The 21,876-nt window shown below is 63.1% G+C and carries 20 protein-coding genes and 1 tRNA gene; 11 read left to right on the top strand and 10 right to left on the bottom strand.

From position 1 onward, the window contains the following. Window positions 1–205: 205 nt before the first annotated feature. From N8H22_RS19890 to N8H22_RS19880, 3 genes are read left to right on the top strand one after another with little or no spacing between them, the layout of a single operon-like run. Window positions 206–862, top strand: coding sequence for a paraquat-inducible protein A (locus tag N8H22_RS19890; RefSeq protein ID WP_264592211.1), 657 nt, complete (start codon window positions 206–208; stop codon window positions 860–862). After that, the gene (locus N8H22_RS19885) at window positions 849–1,472 is read left to right on the top strand and encodes a paraquat-inducible protein A (RefSeq protein ID WP_264592210.1); all 624 of its coding nucleotides are present in this window, start codon (window positions 849–851) and stop codon (window positions 1,470–1,472) included. Before N8H22_RS19890 ends, N8H22_RS19885 begins: the two co-directional genes overlap by 14 nt. Next, a complete protein-coding gene (locus N8H22_RS19880; RefSeq protein ID WP_264592209.1) occupies window positions 1,465–3,771 on the top strand; it encodes an MlaD family protein in 2,307 nt (768 codons plus the stop codon). The genes N8H22_RS19885 and N8H22_RS19880 overlap by 8 nt, the downstream gene beginning before the upstream one ends. A 33-nt stretch (window positions 3,772–3,804) precedes the next feature. On the opposite strand, the gene mksF is transcribed toward N8H22_RS19880, so the two are convergent. The 3 genes from mksF to mksB all read right to left on the bottom strand — a co-directional run bounded on the left by mksF (window position 3,805) and on the right by mksB (window position 8,642). Continuing rightward, window positions 3,805–6,636, bottom strand: coding sequence for an Mks condensin complex protein MksF (gene mksF / locus N8H22_RS19875; protein ID WP_264592208.1), 2,832 nt, complete (start codon window positions 6,634–6,636; stop codon window positions 3,805–3,807). Then, window positions 6,633–7,322: an Mks condensin complex protein MksE gene (gene mksE / locus N8H22_RS19870; RefSeq protein ID WP_264592207.1), complete on the bottom strand. Its 690-nt coding sequence runs from the start codon at window positions 7,320–7,322 to the stop codon at window positions 6,633–6,635. The genes mksF and mksE overlap by 4 nt, the downstream gene beginning before the upstream one ends. Before the next feature lie 78 nt (window positions 7,323–7,400). Next, the gene (gene mksB, locus N8H22_RS19865) at window positions 7,401–8,642 is read right to left on the bottom strand and encodes an Mks condensin complex protein MksB (RefSeq protein ID WP_264592206.1); all 1,242 of its coding nucleotides are present in this window, start codon (window positions 8,640–8,642) and stop codon (window positions 7,401–7,403) included. Window positions 8,643–8,826: 184 nt separating this feature from the next. Here mksB and N8H22_RS19860 point away from each other — a divergent pair, with 184 nt between their 5' ends. Genes N8H22_RS19860 through rimI form a run of 3 tightly spaced genes read left to right on the top strand, consistent with a single transcriptional unit; the run spans window position 8,827 to window position 11,636 of the window. Next, window positions 8,827–10,371 carry a 2-isopropylmalate synthase gene (locus N8H22_RS19860; protein ID WP_264592205.1) on the top strand — a complete coding sequence of 515 codons (1,545 nt, stop codon included), beginning with the start codon at window positions 8,827–8,829 and terminating at the stop codon, window positions 10,369–10,371. Beyond that, window positions 10,368–11,174: an energy transducer TonB gene (locus tag N8H22_RS19855; protein WP_264592204.1), complete on the top strand. Its 807-nt coding sequence runs from the start codon at window positions 10,368–10,370 to the stop codon at window positions 11,172–11,174. The genes N8H22_RS19860 and N8H22_RS19855 overlap by 4 nt, the downstream gene beginning before the upstream one ends. Window positions 11,175–11,183: 9 nt before the next feature. Next, window positions 11,184–11,636 carry a ribosomal protein S18-alanine N-acetyltransferase gene (gene rimI, locus N8H22_RS19850; RefSeq protein WP_264592203.1) on the top strand — a complete coding sequence of 151 codons (453 nt, stop codon included), beginning with the start codon at window positions 11,184–11,186 and terminating at the stop codon, window positions 11,634–11,636. Between the two features lie 13 nt (window positions 11,637–11,649). On the opposite strand, the gene N8H22_RS19845 is transcribed toward rimI, so the two are convergent. Further along, entirely contained in the window at window positions 11,650–12,192 is a 543-nt protein-coding gene (locus N8H22_RS19845) for a hypothetical protein (protein WP_264592202.1), read from the bottom strand. Between the two features lie 170 nt (window positions 12,193–12,362). Here N8H22_RS19845 and otsB point away from each other — a divergent pair, with 170 nt between their 5' ends. From otsB to N8H22_RS19820, 5 genes are all read left to right on the top strand, one after another. Further along, window positions 12,363–13,124: a trehalose-phosphatase gene (otsB, locus tag N8H22_RS19840; protein WP_264592201.1), complete on the top strand. Its 762-nt coding sequence runs from the start codon at window positions 12,363–12,365 to the stop codon at window positions 13,122–13,124. A gap of 24 nt (window positions 13,125–13,148) precedes the next feature. After that, window positions 13,149–14,561: an alpha,alpha-trehalose-phosphate synthase (UDP-forming) gene (otsA, locus tag N8H22_RS19835; RefSeq protein ID WP_264592200.1), complete on the top strand. Its 1,413-nt coding sequence runs from the start codon at window positions 13,149–13,151 to the stop codon at window positions 14,559–14,561. 72 nt (window positions 14,562–14,633) lie between these two features. Next, complete coding sequence (gene can / locus N8H22_RS19830) at window positions 14,634–15,278, top strand: carbonate dehydratase (protein WP_264592199.1); 645 nt, start codon at window positions 14,634–14,636, stop codon at window positions 15,276–15,278. Further along, window positions 15,242–16,186 carry a DMT family transporter gene (locus tag N8H22_RS19825; RefSeq protein WP_346658393.1) on the top strand — a complete coding sequence of 315 codons (945 nt, stop codon included), beginning with the start codon at window positions 15,242–15,244 and terminating at the stop codon, window positions 16,184–16,186. Before can ends, N8H22_RS19825 begins: the two co-directional genes overlap by 37 nt. A 124-nt stretch (window positions 16,187–16,310) precedes the next feature. Beyond that, window positions 16,311–16,387, top strand: a tRNA-Met gene (locus N8H22_RS19820). A 63-nt stretch (window positions 16,388–16,450) separates the two neighbouring features. On the opposite strand, the gene N8H22_RS19815 is transcribed toward N8H22_RS19820, so the two are convergent. The 6 genes from N8H22_RS19815 to N8H22_RS19790 form a co-directional block, all read right to left on the bottom strand. Continuing rightward, entirely contained in the window at window positions 16,451–16,927 is a 477-nt protein-coding gene (locus N8H22_RS19815) for a hypothetical protein (protein WP_264592198.1), read from the bottom strand. A 52-nt stretch (window positions 16,928–16,979) separates the two neighbouring features. Then, window positions 16,980–17,975, bottom strand: coding sequence for a tyrosine-type recombinase/integrase (locus N8H22_RS19810; protein WP_264592197.1), 996 nt, complete (start codon window positions 17,973–17,975; stop codon window positions 16,980–16,982). Then, complete coding sequence (locus N8H22_RS19805) at window positions 17,972–19,252, bottom strand: hypothetical protein (protein ID WP_264592196.1); 1,281 nt, start codon at window positions 19,250–19,252, stop codon at window positions 17,972–17,974. The genes N8H22_RS19810 and N8H22_RS19805 overlap by 4 nt, the downstream gene beginning before the upstream one ends. A gap of 68 nt (window positions 19,253–19,320) precedes the next feature. Then, complete coding sequence (locus tag N8H22_RS19800) at window positions 19,321–20,538, bottom strand: zonular occludens toxin domain-containing protein (protein ID WP_264592195.1); 1,218 nt, start codon at window positions 20,536–20,538, stop codon at window positions 19,321–19,323. 3 nt (window positions 20,539–20,541) lie between these two features. After that, entirely contained in the window at window positions 20,542–20,871 is a 330-nt protein-coding gene (locus N8H22_RS19795) for a hypothetical protein (RefSeq protein WP_264592194.1), read from the bottom strand. Between the two features lie 9 nt (window positions 20,872–20,880). Beyond that, a partial coding sequence (locus tag N8H22_RS19790) for a methyltransferase (protein WP_264592193.1) occupies window positions 20,881–21,876 on the bottom strand: 996 nt, incomplete at its 5' end.

Genomic DNA, 21,876 nt, shown 5'->3' with positions numbered 1-21,876 from the left:
AGGTCATCGTCAAGCTCTTATCTCAAACCCCCGACCAGCTCAGCTGGCCGGGGGTTTGTCTTTGCACGACGGAAAATCGTTGGATAACGCGCCGAGTTGTGGTTGGTGCGGACCTGTTCAACGGTGGCTGCAGTGGCCGCAAGGCTGGTTCCGTTGAACCCAGTACGAGAGACTCTTGTGAGCAACCTTCTAGGATGTCTAACAAATGTCGGAAACAGCCGATTCGCCTGAATTCAGTGAATTGCCTATCGAGCAGCTATTGGCGTGTCCGGAATGCGATCTGCTGATGCAAAAGCCGGCCCTGCGAATCGGTGAGGCCGCAGATTGCCCTCGCTGTGGGTTCGAGCTTTGTAGCCTTCATCATGGCGTCATTGGGCGGAGCTTAGCGCTGGTAACTGCTGCCCTATTGTTCTATATACCCGCAAACTTTTTGCCGATCATGCACCTTAATCTGCTCGGACGTACAACCCAGGACACTGTGTGGAGTGGGGTGCTCGGTTTGTACGAAAGTGGGATGCGAGGTGTCGCGATAGTGGTGTTCCTCTGCAGCATGGCCGTACCGCTGGTTAAGTTGCTTTGCCAATTGGCCGTGCTGTCATGTATCAGCCTAGGCCGCTGGCAGCAGATCGGGATTGCTCTTTATCGTACATATCACCATTTGCGTGAGTGGGGCATGCTGGAAGTGTATTTGCTTGGCATTCTGGTCTCGATCATCAAGCTCAACGACATGGCCGAACTGAGTCTGGGTGTCGGGTTAGCCTGCTTCATTGGTCTGTTGTTGGTACAAGTTTGGCTGGAAGTGGTGATGTCGCCGCATCAGGTCTGGGATGCCCTATCGGAGCGAATCGATGCGCGCGGCTGACGCCGGTCTGATGCTGTGCCTGGAGTGTCATCAGCTGAATCGCGTCGAGAAGGAGACGTGTACGCAGCATTGCACACGCTGTGGTGCACCTGTTTATCCGCGCCGCCCCGGTAGCATCGGCAAGACCTGGGCACTGCTGCTCACTGCAGCCTTGCTCTATCTCCCAGCAAATCTGCTGCCAATCATGACGGTGCGCAGTCTGGGCGATGGGACGCCGGACACCATCATGTCCGGCGTGATCACCTTGGCGCAGCACGGCATGTTGCCAATTGCGGCGGTAGTATTCGTCGCCAGTATCTTGGTGCCCACGTTCAAGCTGGTGGGAATTGCGCTTCTGCTGTTTTCGGTGCAGCGGCGTCAGCCGATGTCGGCACGGCAGCGGGTGCTGATGTTCCGTTTCATCGAATGGATCGGGCGATGGTCGATGCTGGATATCTTTGTCATCGCGATTCTTGTCGCTATCGTCAATTTTGGGAGCCTGGCCAGCGTGGAAGCGGGGCTCGGCGCCGTCGCCTTTTCCAGCGTTGTCATCCTCACGATGTTGGCGGCCATTACCTTCGATCCCCGATTGATCTGGGATAACACGGAGCTCACAAGCAAGCATGAGTGATCTGCCGAAAGCGAAAACCCGACCAGCCTCTAGTTGGTCGGCGATCTGGATATTGCCGCTGATCGCTTTGTTGATTGGCGGTTGGCTGGCCTGGCAGGCTTACAACGAAAAAGGCGTGGAGATCGAAGTGGTCTTCGAGACGGCCGAGGGCATCGAGGTCGGGAAAACCGCCGTGATGTACAAGGGCATGTCGATCGGTACGGTCAGGGATCTGCGCCTGGAGCAGGGCGCGGCTCGACAGGTGATCGTGGCGGTGCTCGAAATGAACAAGGATGTCGAAGGCTACCTAAACCGCGAAACCCGCTTCTGGCTGGTCAAGCCGAGCGTTACGCTCGCGGGAATCAGCGGCCTGGAGACGCTGGTATCGGGCAATTACATTGGTATCAGCCCAGGCGGCGGTGAGAAGGCGAGGCGCTTTGAAGCGTTGGCAGCGGAGCCACCGATTTCTGAGAGTCGCGCCGGATTGCATCTCACCCTGAAAGCTGACCGGCTCGGCTCGCTCAACCGTGGCAGCCCGGTGTTCTATCGCCAGATCCAGGTGGGACTGGTGAAGGACTATGTGTTGACCGATGACCAGAGCACCGTCGAGGTGAAGATTTTCATCAATCCCGAATACGCCCATTTGGTGCGTAAGCACACCCGTTTTTGGAATGCTAGCGGGATAACCGTGGATGCCGGTCTGAGCGGAGTGAAGTTTCGTGCCGAGTCGCTTGCCAGCGTCGTGACTGGCGGGATCGCGTTCGCTACGCCCGAGCATCGCACAGACAGCCCCCCCACCGATCCGGCGTTCCCCTTTCGGCTCTACGAGGATTTCGATGCAGCGCAGGCGGGTATCAAAGCCACGGTGACGCTGCTGGACTTCGATGGACTGCAGTCGGGGCGAACGCCGGTGATGTACAAGGGCATGCAGGTCGGCATGCTCAAGACCCTCAACGTGGCGTCCGACCTGGCACGCGCCGACGCGGTGCTAACCATTGACCCGCTGATCGAGGATTACCTGGTCGAGGGCACCGAGTTCTGGGTGGTCAAACCGTCTATCTCGCTGGGAGGTATCACCGGACTCGAGGCGCTGGTGAAAGGCAACTACATTGCGGTGCGTCCTGGCGAAAAAGGCAGTGCTCCCAAGCGTGACTTCGTCGCGCGGGCCAAGGCGCCGCCACTGGATGTTCGGGCGCCAGGCCTGCACTTGGTACTTACCACCGATACGCTCGGCTCTCTGGATGTTGGCAGTCCCGTGCTGTATCGCCAGGTTCGGGTCGGCTCGGTGCAGAGTTACCAGTTCTCTCAGGACCAGCAGCAGATCGTCGTCGGGGTACATATCGAGCAGCCCTATACCGGTTTGGTGAATGGTTCCTCACGGTTCTGGAATGCCAGTGGTATCTCGCTGAGCGGTGGATTGTCAGGCATAGAAGTACGCAGCGAATCGCTACAGAGCCTGCTTGCCGGTGGCATCGCCTTCGATACGCCAGAGTCGAACGCGCCGCTGAGCAAGCGCATCCCGCGTTTCGCCCTGCACAAGGATCGTGACAGCGCGCTCAGCCGCGGCGTCGACGTGGAGATCCGTCTGGAGCGCGGCGACGGTCTCAGCCCGGGTACGCCGATCCGCTACAAGGGCTTGGAGGTGGGCAGGGTTGAGGCCATCGATCTCAGCGACGATCTGCAGTTGGTCGTCCTTCGGGCGCGAATCACTGCTGCACAGGAGCATATTACGCGTGCCGGCACGCGTTTCTGGGTGGTACGGCCAGAGCTCGGCATCGTCCGTACCGCCAATCTCGATACGCTGGTCACCGGCCCTTACCTCGAAGTAGCCCCGGGTAAATCTGAAGCGCCGAAGCAGGTGCGATTCGTGGGCGCCGAGCGAGAGCCGCCGGCGGCGAGTAAGGATGGGCTTAGCCTCACGCTCAGCGCGCCGAGGTTGGGTTCGATCAAGGCCGGTAATCTGGTGACCTACCGTGAAGTCGCAGTCGGCAGGGTAACTGGCTATGCGCTCGGCCCCAACGCCGATCGCGTGTTGATAAAGGTGCTCATCGAGCCACGCTATGCGGCGCTGGTGCACACTGGCAGCCGGTTCTGGGAAACCAGCGGTTTTGGTGTCGATTTCAGCCTGCTGAAGGGTGCGAAGTTCCGCACCGATTCGCTCGAGTCGCTGATCGAAGGCGGGATTGCCTTCGCAACCCCGGATGGCGAGCAGATGGGCAAGCGAGCAGTGCACGGCCAGACGTTCGCGCTGTTTGCCGACGCTCAGGAAGACTGGCTGCACTGGGCGCCGAAGATCGCGCTGGATAAGCCGGCCGACTGAGTGAAAGCCGGGGCCCCGAGGCCCCGGCTTCGATCAGGCCGGCTCGGCGATCTCGCGGACAGCCGCGGCCGAAGAGTCCACCGTCTCGCGGCGGCTGATGTATTTCCAGTCCGCCTCGTCGATGTAGATGCCGGCTGGTCCACTACCGCCCTCAAGGTCGATGGCGACATGGGCCGAGACCTGTGGCTTCACCGACGCCAGGATCGGCACGAAGCCCAGCTGCAGGCTGGTTTCGATCAGCGCCTGCTGGTTGCGCTCGTCGATGTCCGCCGCCTCGTCGAGGTAGTAGGGCAGGCGGATGCGCCCGGCCTGCTCGCGGTCCATCAGGTGCAGCAACAGGTACATGTTGGTCAGCGCCTTGATGGTCATGGTGGTGCCGTTGGACGCCGCGCCATCGATGTCGGTATGGATCACTGGCTGGCCGCCGACCTTGGTGATCTCGAACGCCAGCTCGAACAGGTCCTTCAGGCCCAGCTGGTTGTTGTTCGCCGCCACCAGGCGCGCCAGATATTCCTTGGCTTCCTCGTTCTTCGCGTCCTGCTCGGCAGACTGCGACAGGTCGAACACCGACAGCGTTTCGCCTTCCTCGTACTGCCCGGCGCTGTGAATGATCTGGTCGATGTGCTTGAGCGCATCCTTGTTCGGCGCTAGCACGATGCGGAAGCTCGCCAGGTTGGAAACCTGGCGCTTGTTGATCTCGCGGTTGAACAGCGCCAGCTGGTGTTCCAGGCTTTCGTAGTCACTGCGGATGTTGCGCAGGGTCCGGGCGATATCGGTGACGGCTGCGCGGCGCGCCTTGGCCAGGGTCAGCGCCTCGTCCTGACGGTGCGCGTAGGCGTTGACCAAGAGCTGCAGGCGGCGCTCGGGATCTTCCTCGCTGTCGAACTTGGCCACGCCCTTCAGGCGTACCTGGGCATAGAGCGCCTCAATCTGGCCGTCGACGCGCTGCAATGCCTGCCAGCTGTCCTGATAGTCGTTGAGCAGCGGCAGCAGGTTGTCCAGCGAGTCGTCGACCGGGTCCATGTAGGGCGTGCCGAACGGCAGATTGGCCGGCAGCAGCTGACGACGACGCAGGGCGTCTTCCAGCGTGCGCTCCTTGGCTTCCAAGTCGGCCAGCTGGCGGCCGACCAGCTGCAGCTTGGCCGACAGATGTTGCACGCGCTCGGCGAAGGCATCGCTGGTGCGCTTGAGTTCGTCCTGGGCGGCTTCGGCCTGGGCCAGCTGTTCCAGTTTGGCCGGTTCTTCGGCAGCCAGGGTCTGGCTGCGGCGGAAATCTTCCAGTGCCTTCTGCGCATCCAGCACGGCCTGGTACAGCGCTTCGGCCTGGACCTTGCTCGCGTTACGGTCGACAGCCACGGCGTGCTGTGTCTTGAGCTGCTTGAGCTCGCGCTCCAGGCGATCCTTCTGGTCGCGCAGGGCGGCACGGTCGGCCAGCGCCTGCAGCGCCGGCGGCTCGATATGCGAGAGGTCGATGGACAGGCCCGGCACCGAGAAGGTGTCGCCCTTGAAACGATCCAGCACCGCTTCCACGGCCTTGACCCAGTCGTCGCCCTCGGCGCTGATGCCTTTGTCACCCAGCGGCAGGCTGAACAGCTGGCCGTTGAACAGGCGCATCAGGCGATCCACATCGGCCTGGGAGAACTCCTCACGCAAACGCGAGTAGCTGTTGTTGTCGGCATGGTCGAGCTGCTGCCGGACCGACTTCAGGCGCTTTTCCAGATCACGCAGGCGCTCGTCCAGGTCCTCGCTGGAGAACTGGCGAGACTGCGCCAGCGCACCGGCCAGCTCGTCGTGGGCGTCCTTGGCGGCGAGCAGCTGCTGCTCCAGCACATGGGCGTCCTCGACCAGGGCGAAGCGGTTCTTCAGCACCGCCAGCTCGCCGAGCCAGCGCTGGGTTTCGCTGATCTCGCGCTCCAGGCGCATCAGCTCGCCGGTCGAACCGCGCTGTTCGTTCTGCAGGCCGTCCTGCTCGCGGCGATAATGCTCGGCCTGGATCACCAGCTCTTCCTTGCGCGCATCGGCGTAGTCGTGCCAGGTGCCGAGCAGGTTGTCGAGCAGCGGCGACAGGCGATGCAACTTGCCGCGCAGCAGTTCGCGCTGGGCGACACCAGCGGCCAGCGCCTCGACCAAGGGGCCGGCGGCCACCAGCGCCTGGTAGTCCTGCTCCATGCGGCGTACATCGCGGAAGGCTTCTTCGGTGGCGGCGATGTAGTCGACGCTGCCTGAACGCAGGCTGTGCTCGAAGGCATCGAGGAACAGCTGCTTGAGTTTCGCTGCGGTAATCTCGCGCATATGCAGCAGGTTGATAAACAGCGCGCGGAAGGTCTTCAGGCTCTGCTCGCTGGTGGAGCGCAGCGGGATCAGTGTCATGTCCAGCGGGATCGACGTGTGCCCGCCGACCAGCAACCGGCGTAGCTCGTCCGGCTTGGCCTCGTAGGCCTTGATGCCGGCGCGTTCGAGGTTGGCGAACAGCTCGCGCTGGCGCAGGCAGGTGCCGTTCTGTTGGTAGTGGTCGAGATCCAGCGAGCCCTGGTAGACGAAGAACTGGTGGCCGAAGCCGCCGCCCGGACCGCGGCCGGCCACGCCGATCACATGCGGGCCGTGGGGCAGCATGACTTCGACGAGGATGTAGCTGGTGTCCGAGGCAAAGTAGAACTTGCGCGACTGCTCGAGGCTGTACTTGCCGAAGCTCATGTCCGACATGCGCGCCAGGATCGGGAACTGCAGCGCATTGATCGACGCGGACTTGCCGAGGTTGTTGGCGCCGTAGACCGACAGCGGGTTTTCCAGGGGAAAGATGCCGAGGCTGTAGCCGGCGGTGTTCAGCAGGGCGAAGCGGCGGATGCCGTAGCGTTCCTGGCTCATGCTTCAAGCTCCTTTTCTTCGGCGATGGCGCGGGCCAAGGCTTCTTCTTCCGATTCTTCGGCTGCTTCCTCGATGAGGATGATGTCGTCCTCGCTCTCGTCCTCGGCGATCAGCTCCGGGGCGGGCAGCGGCAGGTCACTGCTGTGCAGGCTGGCGGCCAGATCGCGGTCCTGCTGCACCGACAGGCAGACGTCGAGGAAACGGTGCATCGGCGGCAGGAAGCGGTAGACGCCGTTGCTGTCCTCGGCGAAGCCCAGCTGCGTCAGGCGGCGGATGACCTTTTCTTCCAGTTCTTCCTGGGTGGTGACTTCGGCCTGGAGGAACAGGTCGCGGTACTTGTCCAGCAACGCCGGCAGCTCATCGCGACCGAGGCTGCCACCGTCGAGCACGGCCAGCGGATCGCGCCCCTGGTCGGCCAGGTGCTCGACGAGGATGAAGGTGAACAGCGCCAGGCGCTGGGCGGTCTTGTTCACCTGCGCGCCCATCTGCTCGGGGACGAAGTAGTAGAAGCCGCGCGGATCGCAGACCAGCTCGAAGCCGAGCGCCTTGAACAGTGCGCGGTACTGGTCCTGCATGTTCGACAGCTGGGCGTAGGGCTCCGGCTCGCTGCGCGACAGGTGATAGCCCTTGAACAGCTCGCGGAAGATCGGCGCCAGCTGGGTCATTTCCTTGAGGTCGATGTTCATAAACGTGGCTCACAGGCAATCGTAGGGTGGAAAACGGCGAAGCCTTTTCCACCGGGCCCCGTAGGGGACAGGGTTGGTTCAACCATCGACATTGCCTACCAGCGCAAAGGAGCTGAGGCTGACGCGGTGTTCGCGGGTCAGGTACTCGCGACGTTCCAGGCGATCGCGCTGGAAGCGGCTGTCGCGGGACAGACGCGAGAACCAGTAGAGCAGCTCGTCGGTGGCGCCCTCGGGTTCCTGCTCCAGCAGCCAGGCCATCAGGTCCGGCAGCGGCAGTGCCTGCTGGCAGCGCTCGATCATCTCGCGGGCGGTGCGCGGTGCGCGCGGCTGCTCGCCCTTGCGCTTGCCGCTGGCCCGCGGGAACTGCGCCGGCTTCGGCTCGAAGCGGGCCAGGGCGTAGACGTAGGCTTCGACCTGGCTGGCGGTGCCGAGAAAGGTGCTCTGTGGACGGGTGAACAGCGGCAGCGAGGCCTGTGGTACGGCGTCCAGGCCCTTCTTGCGGATCGCCGACAGCGCCAGTGCCGCGCCGCGGGTCACGGCGTTGTGCCGACGCGCTTCCTCGCGCAGCGGCAGCAGCAGCTCGCGGGCCTTGCGCAGGGTCAGCTGGGCGGTGGTCTGCATTTCCAGGATGCGCGCGTGGGTGCGCAGCAGGAGGTCGTCGTCCACCAGTTGGCCGAGGCGCTGCTGTTCGCCGAGCAGCTTCATCAGCACCTGCTCGACGCGGTGTACACCTTGTTCGAAGGCACCGTCGGCGGAGACCAGCTGGATCATCGGCTCGACGTACTCGTCCCAGGTCGCCAGCACCTCGGCATAGCGCTGGCGCAGCGGGATCTGGCGGTCGCTGGTCTTGGCCCGGTCGGCCACGGCAACCAGCGCCTGCTCGTCGTTGTCGAGCTTCTTCAGCACGTCGCGCACGCGCATGTCGAGCAGGCGCAGCTGGCGCGCCAGGTCGTTGCCGTCGCGAATCTCGAAGGCATCGAGGATATGCCCGGCCAGGCGCTCCAGATGGCGCAGGTAGGCTTCGATCTCCAGGCACAGGCCGAGACGGTGCTCGCGGCGCAGGTAGGCGAGGAAGTCGTGGATCTGCGCGTTCAGCTCGAAGCGGTTGGGGCTCTTGGCCACCGGCACCAGGATGTCCAGGCGGATCCACTGGTCGAGCAGGGCGGTAATATCGGTGGGCGTGCCTTCGGGCAGCTGCGCGGCCAGCTGATGACGCAGCTCCACCAGGCTCAGGGTGCCGGCGTCGAAACGCTCGCACAGCGGCTCGAGCAACGTCCAGTGTTCGGCGAGGGCACGCAGTACGCGCTTGGGTTCGATCATGTGCAGCCGGTTCTGTGGGGCGATTAAAGCCGGCAATTGTACTGCCTGGCTCGGCTTGGGCGCAGCCCGAAGCGATCATCGGGCCGTGCGGACATGCCAACGGCCTTTCCGCTGCGGCGGTTTCCGGCCACAATCGCTTTATTGATGCCGCCGACTTCATCTTGGTGGCCACGAGGAGCCCGACATGAGCAGCAACGACCGCGTCATCATCTTCGACACCACCCTGCGCGACGGCGAGCAAAGCCCCGGCGCCTCCATGACCGGTGAGGAAAAGCTGCGCATCGCCCGCGCGCTGGAGCGGCTGAAGGTGGACGTGATCGAAGCCGGCTTCGCCATCGCCAGCCCCGGCGACTTCGCCGCGGTGAAGCTGGTCGCCGACAACATTAAGGACAGCACCGTGTGCAGCCTGGCGCGCGCCGTCGATGCCGACATCGAGCGCGCCGCCGAAGCACTGGCCGGCGCCAACTCCGGGCGCATTCACACCTTCATTGCCACCAGCCCGATCCACATGCAGTACAAGCTGCGCATGCAGCCCGATCAGGTGGTTGAGCAGGCCGTCAAGGCAGTGAAGAAGGCGCGCAGTCTGTGCGCCGATGTCGAGTTCTCCTGCGAGGACGCCGGTCGCTCGGAAATCGACTTCCTCTGCCGCATCATCGAGGCCGCCATCGACGCCGGTGCGCGCACCATCAACATCCCGGACACCGTCGGCTACGCGATTCCGCACCAGTACGCCGACACCATCCGCCAGCTGCTCGAGCGCATCCCCAATGCCGACAAGGCGGTGTTCTCCGTGCATTGCCACAACGACCTGGGCCTGGCGGTGGCCAACTCCCTGGCCGCGGTGGTCGCCGGTGCGCGGCAGGTCGAATGCACCATCAACGGCCTCGGCGAACGCGCCGGCAACGCCGCGCTGGAAGAGATCGTCATGGCGATCAAGACCCGCCAGGACCTGCTCGGCGTGCACACCCGTATCGAGACCGAGCACATCCTCGCCGCCTCGCGCCTGGTCTCCGGCATCACCGGCTTCCCGGTACAGCCGAACAAGGCCATCGTCGGCGCCAACGCCTTCGCCCACGAATCAGGCATCCACCAGGACGGTGTGCTCAAGCACCGCGAGACCTACGAGATCATGTCCGCGCAGTCGGTCGGCTGGAACGCCAACAAGATGGTGATGGGCAAGCACTCCGGTCGCGCCGCGTTCCGTTCGCGCCTGGAAGAGCTGGGCATCCTGCTCGAAGGCGAAGAACTGAATGCCGCGTTTGCCCGCTTCAAGGAGCTGGCGGACAAGAAGCATGAAATCTTCGACGAAGACCTGCAGGCGCTGGTCTCCGATACCCTGGCCGACGAGGCTCCGGAGCACTTCAAGCTGGCCAGCCTGGAGGTGGCGAGCAAGACCGGCACCACGCCCGAAGCCAAGCTGGTGCTCAGTGTCGATGGGGCCGAGCGCAGTGCCGAGGCCGAGGGCTCCGGGCCGGTGGATGCCACCTTCAAGGCCATCGAGGCCATCGCGTCGTCCGGCGCCACGCTGCAGCTGTATTCGGTCAACGCCATCACCCAGGGCACCGATTCGCAGGGTGAGGTGACCGTGCGGTTGGAGAAGGGTGGCCGGATCGTCAACGGCAACGGCGCCGACACCGATATCGTCGTTGCTTCGGCCAAGGCCTATCTCAATGCGCTGAACCTGATGCAGGTCGGCGCCAAGGCTCATCCGCAGGTGGAAGGCGTTTGATCAGCGAAACCCGGCGTCGCGCCTATCTCGATGCCATGCAGGTGGCCAGCTGGCTGCCGCGTACCGAGCTGCCATTTGCAGCCCCGTCACGGGCGGAGCTACTGCGGCCGCTTGAGGCCGAAGCGGCGCCGGAGCTAACGGCATCGCCGGGGGCGGTCGACGTGGCCGTGCCTGCTGCCGAGCCGGCCGCACTGGCGTCGGCCCCCGCCGTTTCGCAGGTGCCGCGACCCCGCATCGCCATGCCAGAGCCCAAGCAGCCGGAACCGGTTGCCGCCGCGGCGGAAGAACAAGTGTCCGCGCCGGCGAAGCCCATCGAGCCGCCGCCACGTTTCGCGCTGCAGCTGATGCGCGCCGGCAACGTGCTGCTGGTGGTGGAGTTGCCCACCGGCGAATCCTTCCAGAGCCGTGACCCGGCCTACATCCTGCTCAAGGATCTGCTGCGCGCTGCGCGCCTGCCGGACAAGCCGCAGCAGGTCGGTGACGGCGAACCAATCCGCTGGCCACTGTTGCACCGCGGCAGCCTCGATCAGGGCGCCGAGGCTGCACGCGACTACGTGCAGGGAGTGATCGCCGCCGAGTTGGAGAACATGGGGTGTGACTGCATCTGGCTGATCGGGCTGCCGGCGCTGCGCTTCGCCGGCGAAGTGGACGCGGCTGCCTGTTGCCGCGAGTTGGCCGTCGAAGGCCTTGGCCGGGCGCTGGCGCTCCCCGGCCTGGAACAACTGATGGAGCAGCCGGCCGCCAAGGTCGAGCTGTGGAAGGCCCTGCGCCGCAGCATGCCGCGCTGGCACATAGGTTCGTGAGTACCCCTAATGAGTGATGCCATCAGCTTCCGTCCGATGACCGCGGCGGATATCGATGCCGTATTGAAGATCGAGTACGCCGCGTTCAGCCATCCGTGGACCCGCGGCATCTTCACCGATGCGCTGACCGCCTATGAATGCTGGGTCATGTTCGATGGCAGTCAGCAGGTCGGCCACGGGGTGATCAACGTCATCCTCGACGAGGCTCACCTGCTCAATATCACGATCAAGCCTGAGAGCCAGGGTCGGGGGCTTGGCCTGCGCCTGCTCGAGCACCTCATGCAGCGCGCCCATGAACGCGGCGGACGGGAATGCTTTCTCGAGGTCCGTGCCAGCAACGCCTCGGCCTACCGGCTATACGAGCGTTACGGTTTCAACGAAGTAGGCCGGCGCCGCGCCTACTATCCGTCGGCCGAAGGCCGCGAAGATGCCCTGGTCATGGCCTGCACGCTGCTGGACTGAAGCGCCAGCAGGCTCACCGCCCCGGCCGTTTGTCGCGTCCTGAATCCAGCGGCGCGTCGCCCTCGAGCTCCTCGTCTGACAGCACGTTCTCGTCCTCGTGCAGCACCGCGTCGCCGCCGCTAAGCCCGCTATCGACATCGCCTTCGGCGGGGCCATCCCAGGGCTTGCCGTCGAGCGGGTCGTAACGTCCCAGCTCGGCTTCATCGAGATCCAGATCGGCGCCTATCTGGTGCCCGGATACCACGCTCAACTCCTGATCGGCCGGGCCGCCATGACCGCGTTCGCGGGGCGAGCGGGCGCCATCTTCGGGCAGCAGCATGTCCGGAGTCAGGTCGTCCTGGCTGGCATCCCCGTCGACGGTCTCGCCGCCGCTCATGCCGGCCTCGGCGGCGCGCTCCGGGGGGACGGCATCCGCCACCTCGCCCGCAGGCACCTCGTCTCCGATGCGGCCCTTGCGCTGATCCTTGCGCTCGTCGAAATCGAGCTGTTCGATCGAACCCATGCGATCTTCGGTGTCATCGATTTCCGTGGGTGTGTAAGGCTTACGCTCGCTCATGATCGTCTCCTTGCAGAATGTCCGCTCTTGAAGCTGTGACCGAGTCCGACGATGAAGATTCAGGGCCTATGCCGGGACGATCGCTTGGGCGCTGCAGTGCTGGCGGTAAGCGCTTGAGGTTGTATGAGAAATCGACGAACCAGCGAGCCCTGTCCATAGTCCTAAGTTCTATGAACGATCAACACCACCAAGCGACGCTTGCGCCGCACAGCAGTGCCTTCTTCTTCGATTTGGACGGAACGCTGGCCGAAATTCAGCCCCGCCCGGACCTCGTCTTCATCCCGCCGAATACGCTGACGGCGCTGCGACGGCTGCATGTCGCAGGCATTCCGATCGCGGTGATCTCCGGTCGGCCGCTGCAGCAGCTGGACGAATTGCTTGCCCCGCTGCAACTGCCTGTTGCCGGAGTGCATGGCGCCGAGCGCCGTGCTGCTGACGGCGCTTTGCGTAACCTGGCAGTGGACGCTGCCCGCTTGCGGCAGATCGAACGGGAGCTGACCCAGGCCTGCGCCGAGCATCCCGGACTGCTGCTGGAGAACAAGGGTGTCGCCTTCGCCCTGCATTTTCGCCTGGCGCCAGAACTCGAAGACGTGGCCCGCGACCTCGCCGAAACCTTCGTCCGGCGCTATGCCGAAGTGCTGACGCTGCAGCCGGGCAAGTGCGTGTTCGAACTCAAACCGCGTGGTGCGAGCAAGGGCGAGGTGATTCGCGCGTTCATGGCCGAGCCGCCATTCAACGGACGACAGCCGGTGTTCCTCGGCGACGACCTCACCGACGAAGCTGGTTTTGCGGTGGTCAACGCGCTCGGCGGGCGCTCGATCAAGATCGGCTCAGGCCCGACGGTGGCCGGCGAGCGCCTTGCCTCGGTGGCCGCGGTGGGCGAGTGGCTGGAGGAACTGCTCGCCACCCTGTCGAGGACCGGCAACTCATAAAAACCACTGGAAGCGAGAAAACCGATGAGCCGACTAGTTGTAGTCTCCAATCGCGTCGCGCCGATAAAGGCCGGCAAGGCCGCTGCCGGCGGGTTGGCTGTGGGGGTCTACGATGCCCTGCGCCAGTCCGGCGGCATCTGGTTTGGCTGGAGCGGCGAGATCAGCGCGGACACCCAGCTCAACAGCGAGCTGGTTGGCAATATCACCTACGTGACCCTCGCGTTGACCAAGCGCGACTATGACCAGTACTACCGCGGCTTTTCCAACGCCACCTTGTGGCCGATCTTTCATTACCGCATCGATCTGGCGCGCTACAACCGCGAGGAGTACGAAGGTTATCGCCGGGTCAACCTGATGCTTGCCGAGAAGCTCAAGCCGCTGCTCAAGCCCGACGACATCATCTGGATCCACGACTATCACCTGATTCCGTTCGCTGAGGCCTGCCGCCAGCTGGGCATCCGCAACCGCATCGGCTTCTTCCTGCACATCCCGTTTCCGCCGCCGGAGATTCTCACGGTCATCCCGCCACACAACGAACTGCTGAAAACGCTCTGTTACTACGACCTGATCGGTTTCCAGACCGATACCGACCGGTTGGCCTTCCAGGATTACGTGACCCGGGAGGTGCGCGGCATCCTCGAGCCGGATGGCAGCCTGACCGCCTACGGGCAGAATTTTCGCGCCGGGGTCTATCCGATCGGCGTGGTTCCCGACGAGATCCAGCAGCTCGCCGAAGCCTACAAGGGCCGCCGCCATCCGATGCGGCGTACCAGCGACGTTGCCCGCAAGACCATCATCAGCGTCGACCGCCTCGACTATTCCAAGGGGCTGGTGGAGCGTTTCAAGGCCTACGAGGAATTTCTCGATCGTTTTCCGGAGCACCGACGCAACGTCGAATTCTTCCAGATCGCTCCAACCTCGCGCTCCGACGTGCGCACCTACCAAAGCATCCGCCGGCAACTGGAAAGCGAGGCCGGCCACCTCAACGGGCGTCTTTCCGACCTGGACTGGACGCCGCTGCATTACCTCAACAAGAGCTACGAGCGGCGCATTCTCATGGGTCTGTTCCGCTCGGCCAGCATCGGCTTCGTCACGCCGCTGCGCGACGGCATGAACCTGGTGGCCAAGGAGTACGTCGCCGCGCAGAACCCCGAGGATCCCGGCGTACTGGTACTCTCTCGCTTCGCCGGCGCGGCGCGTGAACTGACCTCCGCACTGATCGTCAATCCCTACGACTGCATCGGCATGGCCGAGGCGCTGGATCGTGCATTGCGCATGCCGCTGGCCGAGCGCCGCGACCGCTACGAGCACATGATGCGGGCGATCCGCGCGGCCGACCTCAGTGCCTGGCGCGACAACTTCCTGCGCGATCTGCGTTCGTTCGTCTCGCAGCCGCGTTCGTATAGCCCGGAAGAGGTATCCCGGGAGAGGCTGTGACGCGAGCGTAAACCGGTATGTCATAGCCGGGCCGGTTCGCAGTCGCGCACCAGAGACTTCTGAGGACATGAGATGACCGACCTGGATCAGCTGTTCGACAACAATGCCCGCTGGGCCGAAGCCATCAAGCAAGAGGATCCCGCCTTCTTCGAGAAGCTGGCCATGCAGCAGGTACCGGAATATCTGTGGATCGGCTGTTCCGACGCGCGCGTACCGGCCAACGAAATCGTCGGCCTGCTGCCGGGCGATCTGTTCGTCCACCGCAACGTCGCCAATGTGGTGCTGCACACCGACCTCAACTGCCTGTCGGTCATCCAGTACGCAGTCGACGTGCTCAAGGTCAAGCACATCCTGGTCACCGGGCACTACGGCTGTGGTGGCGTGCGCGCCTCCATGCGCGACGACCAGCTGGGCCTCATCGACGGCTGGCTGCGCACCATCCGCGACCTTTACTATGAGCACCGCGCGCACCTGGCGACGCTGCCGAGCGAAGAGGAGCGGGTTGACCGTCTGTGCGAGCTGAACGTGATCCAGCAGGTGGCGAACGTCAGTCATACCACCATCGTGCAGAACGCCTGGCACCGCGGGCAGCCGCTCTCGGTGCATGGCTGCATCTACGGCATCAAGGATGGCTTGTGGAAGAACCTCAACGTAACCGTCAGCAGCCTCGACCAGCTGCCATCACAGTACCGCCTGCGACCACTCGCGCCGGTCTAGCGGATCACCGCCAGGGCCTGGCCTTTCTCGGGCTGTTGGTTGCGGTCACCTGCTGGAGTGGTAACGCCCTGGTCGCTCGGGCGTTCTACGACGAGATTCCGCCGCTTGGCCTGTCCTTCTGGCGTTGGGTTCTGGCGACCGGTCTGCTACTGCCATTCGTGATGCGCTCCATCTGGCGCCATCGCAGCGCCTTGCTTGCCGCCGGCTGGCGCCTGCCCGTCCTCGCCGCTTGCGGCATTGCCAGCTACAACTCACTGCTGTACTCGGCCGCGCAGAGCACAGAGGCGATCAATCTCACCCTGGTCAACACCTGCCTGCCGCTGGCGACCTTCCTCGGAGCCGGCGTGCTGCTCGGTGAGTGGCCGCTGCGCCGCGCCTGGTTCGGTATGGCTGTGGCGGCAGCGGGGCTGCTCTACCTCATCAGCCGCGGCAGCTGGGCTACCTTCAGCAGTCTGTCGTTCAAGACGGGCGATTTGCTGATGCTCGCGGCCGTGCTGATCTGGGCGCTTTACACCCTGCTGCTGCGCCGTTGGGCCTGCTTTCTGCCAATTCCACCGCTGACCTTGCTCGGTGTGCTGATGCTCCTTGGCGTACCGCTGATCCTGCCGTTCTACCTGCTGGAGCTGAATCGTGTCGGCGGCTTCGCCGCAACCCCCGGCAATCTAGGCGCGATCGCCTATACGGCCGTGTTTGCCTCGCTGATCGCCTACTTGGCCTGGAACCACGGTGTGAAAGTGCTCGGCGCGGCCAAAGCCGCCATGACCAGTTATCTGATGCCAGTGATAACCGCGGCGCTCGGCTGGCTGCTGCTCGGTGAAGCGTTGCAGCCCTTCCACTGGATTGGGGGGGCACTGATCTTCAGTGGCCTGCTTCTGGCAACCCGCCCCGCGTTTCGCCAGCACGACTGACGCGGCGCGCGGCTAAGAGAATCCCGCGCTTCAACCGCCGGTAACTAAGCGATTGAAAAGGATAAAAAATCTGCGAAGCCAGGGTTGACAGGCAAAAGCGACCAGAGAATAATGCGCGCCACTTGGCTACATAGCTCAGTTGGTTAGAGCGCAGCATTCATAATGCTGATGTCCCAGGTTCAAGTCCCGGTGTAGCCACCAGACAAAACAAGGGGTTAGCGAAAGCTAGCCCCTTTTTTGTTTGTGCCGGTGACTACGAAGTGACTACGGCTCGACTACCGGGTCTTCACCACAGCGCTGGCATGTCTCTCCCATCTCTGTCCTCACGGCCTTTGCCGACTCAGCTTTCAGCTTCTCAAGCTGCAGGCGTGAAATCTCAAGCTGAATCCTTGTGTGTTCGTCTTGCAGCGGCTGAATCACTGTATGCCATCGCATAAAGCCGAACCAGATCCCCGAAATGGCGATTCCCAGAATTACGGCAAGGGACCGAATGAAAAACTTACGGTCTGATGCGATCACCTCGAGTTGACGCTCGAGTATCTGCTTTCTCACTACATCTTTAGTAGATGGCTCTTTGGCTTCTCTAAGCACCTCTAGCTCTGGAAGTATCTCTATCACCTGCTCATTAGCGGATTGCTGGACGTACAGAAAAGCGCCCAGCGAGAAGATCAATAGCAGCAACGAGAACAGTGCATAGAACTTGTAGATGTTGTCAGTGGGGAGCGGAATCTTACTTTCCATGTAGCGAGCCACTAGCCGGTTAGGAAGCAAGAACCTTATCAGTCCCGGCACCTTACAGGCCATGGCTGACAACTCCGCTTTGAGCTAATGGCGAAAGCCGCAGTGCCGATTCCAGGTGATCCGGCGACAGGTGCGCATAGCGCATGGTCATCGTGATCGACGAGTGCCCCAGGATCCGTTGCAAGCCAAGAATGTCTCCACCGGCCATCATGTAATGACTGGCGAAGGTGTGCCGCAGGATATGGGTCATCTGGCCCGGTGTATCGAAGCCGCAACGCTTGTAGGCGCACCGAAAGGCCGACCGGCAGGGCATGAACAGCCGACCGTTCCCAGGCATGCCCACCTTCAAAGCCAGATCCTCGACGTCCTTCGGAATCGGCACGGATCTCGACTGGCGGTTCTTGGTGCGGTGGAAGTGAGCCTTACCCCCGTAGATCGCGGCACGGGTCAGTGATTCGGCTTCGTCCCAGCGGGCACCGGTAGCCAAGCAGAGCAGGGCAACGGGATAGGTGTGATTGTTGGTGGAGCGCTTGCACTCTTCGAGCAACTGGCGGATCTGCGGCAGCGTGAGAAAGGTCAGCTCTACCTGATCGGTCTTGATCTGCCTGACATTGGCGAGCGGGTTCTTTCCTACCCAGGCACCGAGCCGGATCAGTTCCGAGAACACGGCGGACAGATAGCGTTGCTCGTGGTTGACTGTGTGCGGAGACGCCTCTTTCAACCGTTGCTGCCGATACCGCGCCCATGCCAGCGCATCGAAGGAAGAGGCGAGCGGATCGCCGAGCCGTTTCGCGATCGCCAGCGTTCTCGACAGACGTGTCTTCTCGTCTTTGAGCGTGCAGCCATGCAGCTGATGCCAGAGGTTCACCAGATCCGACAGCCGATCATCCAGCGGTCGCCCGGTTTGTGTCAGGCTTTTGAAGAAGTCCGTTTCGTAGCGCTGAGCTGCGGCCTTGGTCAGAAAGCCCTTCTTACGAATACGGCGTCCGCTTCTCCCGTTTTCGTAGAAGTCAGCCGTCCAGGTCTTACCGTCCTTGCGTGCCGTCATACAGCGCGACCCCATCGCACATGCCGCTCTTGCAACAGGTTCTTGATGTGCTTGTAGAGGTCCCGCTCCGTCATATCCTTCGAGGCGTAGTGGTCACGAATGACCGGCCAGCATTCCCATTCCTTCAGCCGATCAAATGCGGTTTTAGCGCCCACTCGCTCCCGTGCCAGCAGGCTTACGAAGTTTCCCAGGAACAGTTCCACGTTCTTGCCGGAGAAGCCCCGAGAGGTCTTGTAGTAGCGCTTGTATTCGGTTTCATCGACCAGCGAATCGACCGGCACATCGACACGAATGTCGTCGCGGATCAGCGTCCAGATGGGTTCAAAGTAGCCGGGGCGAGCGAGCAGCTTAAATTGACCCAGCCCGTAGCGCCATAGGCCATCCAGATGGGCTGAGAAGGCGGCGTAGGAGTCCGTTTCGAGGGCTTGGCCGGTCTTCGCGTCAATTGAGCCGCTAGCGAACTGCTGGACGATCGAATGGTGATAGCGCAGCTCGACGCGCCATACGTCCTGGGTCGGATCGTAGTTGTCGGGGTCGGCTGAATCGAACGAATCCCGGCGACGCCAGACGCTTTCCCAGTAGTCGAGTTTGTCTTGGGAGCGAGCTTGGATTGTCTTGTTGTAGATCCCGAGCTGCACGCCACCAGCGGAGCCGAACAGGAAGGATTGCCCTCGACCATAGGTAGCAGCTTCCATGGTCCATTGGATCTCCTTGATGCCCGAAATATCGCGGTTTGCGCGAGCGCGACAGTGCATGCGAGCGGTCAGGTCAGCCGGGGGCGTCCAGCCTTGCAGATCCAAGGCGAGGTGGACGGCGCATTGGTTCCGCTCGCGGTGCGTCATCACCGCTGCAGCGTAGTAGTCCATACGCTCTTGCAGACGCTCAGGTGACAACGCGTCGATGGCGTGCGGTGACACTTCGATTTTCAGGTGTGGGCCGATCTGGTCCAGCTTGGCGTTGAAATTCTTGATGAGCAGGATGAACCCGAGGTCAGCATTCTGGAGCTTGTACTGGTAACCCGAGTCCCGGCCGACCCGTCCGGCGTGCCAGAACTCCCCTGCGAACTCGACCATGACGCCCGGTTTCTCAAACAGCGCCATGACCTCGGGACGGATCAGTCCGCGGTACAGCTGGCGGACCGTATCGACGCCGCAGTGCAACAAGCGGACGTTGGATAGATCGGCTATCCGGGCTGTGCCCGGGTCAACGAACAACCGGCTTCGGCTGTCTTCCAACCCGGTCAGGAGGTCGATTCGTTTGAAGTCTTTATTGGCCATTCTGTTTCCCCTTCACTATGGGTTACTAAGGTTGTTCGGTTGGATTTATCTGACGTGCTACAGGGACGTCAGCGGGGCGCCGCCGCGCCGACGCCGGCGCCCGATGCGCTACGCTGGCGACCGCCGGCGTCTGGCTCGCGGCGCGTAGAACTGAGCGACGCCACTGGATCAATCACGCTGGTAACCGCCCCACGGCCCGTCCAGGGCGTGATGCGTTCGCCGTCTATGTCGCAGTACATATCCATCTGCCCGGCAAAGAAGCGGCACTCCCCGAGCGGTACAACGCGGGTCAGGCCACTGTTGGAAACGAGGACTACGCGGGCGGTCTTGCTGATCGGTCGGGCATTGCCTTCGTTGCGCCAATAGATGGCGTCCTGCTCCGGCTCTTGCGGCGCAGGTGGACGCCATGAGCCCACCGGGGCCATGACGTAGCCGCCCACGCGCCATGTCATCGACATGACCGGCCCTTCGGGTTTGCTGTACACAGCAGTAGCGGCGCGGGAGGTGCGCGACGGGGTTGGCTGGGGTTCAGGCGTTGCCACGGGTGCTGGCTCAGGTGGTTTGGGTACGACCGGCGTGCTGAAGAACGAGCGCACGCCCATGACGCCGAAGACACCGCACACGGTGACGATGCCGATCAGCCCCCACAGGCCCCAGGAGCGCAGCAGCGAGGCGCGACCATCGGCTTTCGATTCATCGCCCACATCACCCGTGGCCGATTGTGTGGCCGACTTGTAGTAGCACCACACGGTGGGCTTGAAGGTCCCGGCGGTTTGCCGCAGGAGAGCGGTTTTCGGTGGCCGCTGGCCCTTGGCGGCTCCCCGGTAGATATCGACCCGGTAGTACTTCTTGGACTTCTTGACGATGCGGTAGGTGGTTTCGACCAGCAGGGTGACCCAGGTCGCGATCTGCTCCAGATCCTGGGTGACCAGCACCACGCGCATGGACTGGCCCTTTTCATCGACCCGGTGGCGGTGCTCGGCGAGTAAGGCTTTGTCTTCCAGTGCTGCCGCGTTGGTCTTCTGCCCCTTGGGCCAGCGGCGCCAGAGTTCGTCGAGGACCAGCACGCAGCCGTTGGGGGCCAGCTCGGAAAGATCGCGGCGCTCGAACCAGTCCGCCGGTAGCTGGGCGATGGTGCCGCCGAACTCGGCCAGCAACGCATCGACCTCGAGCGGGATGTTCGTCACCACATGCCGGCCCTGTTTCAGGCTGGGGATGATGACGTGCTCAACGACCCCGTAGGTTTTGCCATGGCCGGGCATGCCGGTGTATGCGTCGATGGCCATAGGTCACCCGATGATCGGGAGGCGGCGGATGACGAAGCGGATCAGGTATGCCAGCAGCACCGTGGTGACACCGAAGTCGAGCCGGAACATGGAGGCGAAGAACTGCACCTCGGACGGGATCGACTGCATCGCGTTGCCGGCCTGGTAGAAGAAGTCCGGCACCGGAATGGCGTTGAAGAACGAGACGATGCCTTCGGACAGTTGGAAGAAGATCCACTGCGGCAGGGTCTCGATGAAGTCGATGACCGAGTCGAAGGCATCCTGCAGCCACTGCAGCAGTTTGCCGGGGAAGGCCCACACCCAATCAATGAAACGACCTAGCTTCTCAAGCATGGCGGCACCTCACGAGGACAGGACGATACGAACACCCAGCAGGCACCAGACGGCCAGCATGAGCGCAGAGAAAATTCCGGAGATCTCACCCCACAGGGCGCAGTGACCATCGAAGGTGATCGGCTTGCCGAACAGGGTCACCGTTCCAGAAGGGCAGGCACCGGAGCCGGACGGAAAGGAAATGGCGCCGACCGCGCTGCCCAGGGGCGAATTGCGGATGCCATCGAAGACGCGGGACAGGGATTCGTCAAAACCCGGCACTTTGTCGGCGCCGTCGAAGTAGCTCGGTGCGACGAACGAGCAGTCACCGCCATCGCAGAAACCGGGACCGGAGCCTTCGCCTTCTTCGTCCTCGCCTTCGCCGTCACCGGTGCCCGTGCCACCATCGCCACCGCCCGAACTGCCGCCGTCACCGTCACCATCGCCGGAGCCGTCGCCATCGCCCGACCCGCCATCGGAGCCGCCATCACCAGACCCGCCCCCGCCTGAGCCACCATCACCCGAGCCATCACCGGGGTCAGTGGGATCGGTTGGGTCCGTTGGGTCCGTTGGGTCGGTCGGATCGGTCGGGTCCGGATCAGGATCTGGCGGGGTATCCGGGGAGCAGAAGGTGCCGTTGTAGGTGTAGCCCTCGGGGCACTTGTCGCCATCCTCGGGCGGAGGTGTGTCGTCAGGGTTCTGTGTTTCGCCTTCGGAGGGGTTGCCCGGTGTCTGGAGCGTGCTTTCGTTGCACTCGATGCCGTTGCCGGTATAGGCGTAAACGCCAAATACACCGGGCGGGTTGCCGCTGGTGTAGACGTAGACGTTGGAGGCCGGGGTATAGGTGAAGGCGTACTGGCAGCCGTTACCGCAGACAGACCCCGGCGGGTCGATGGTCGGCTGGCCGACCGCTGCTTTCATCAGGTGTTCGTGGTTAACGGTCTGGCCATTGGTGGCTTCGCACTGGTTCGGTGCTGGAACCGGACACTCGGTGGCGTAACCAACCACCGTATGGTTCTCATCATC

The sequence above is a fragment of the Stutzerimonas sp. S1 genome, from assembly GCF_025966695.1.
GTDB lineage: Bacteria > Pseudomonadota > Gammaproteobacteria > Pseudomonadales > Pseudomonadaceae > Stutzerimonas.
Note: the sequence above shows the minus strand (reverse complement) of the source record. Positions and strands in the feature narration are given on the sequence as shown.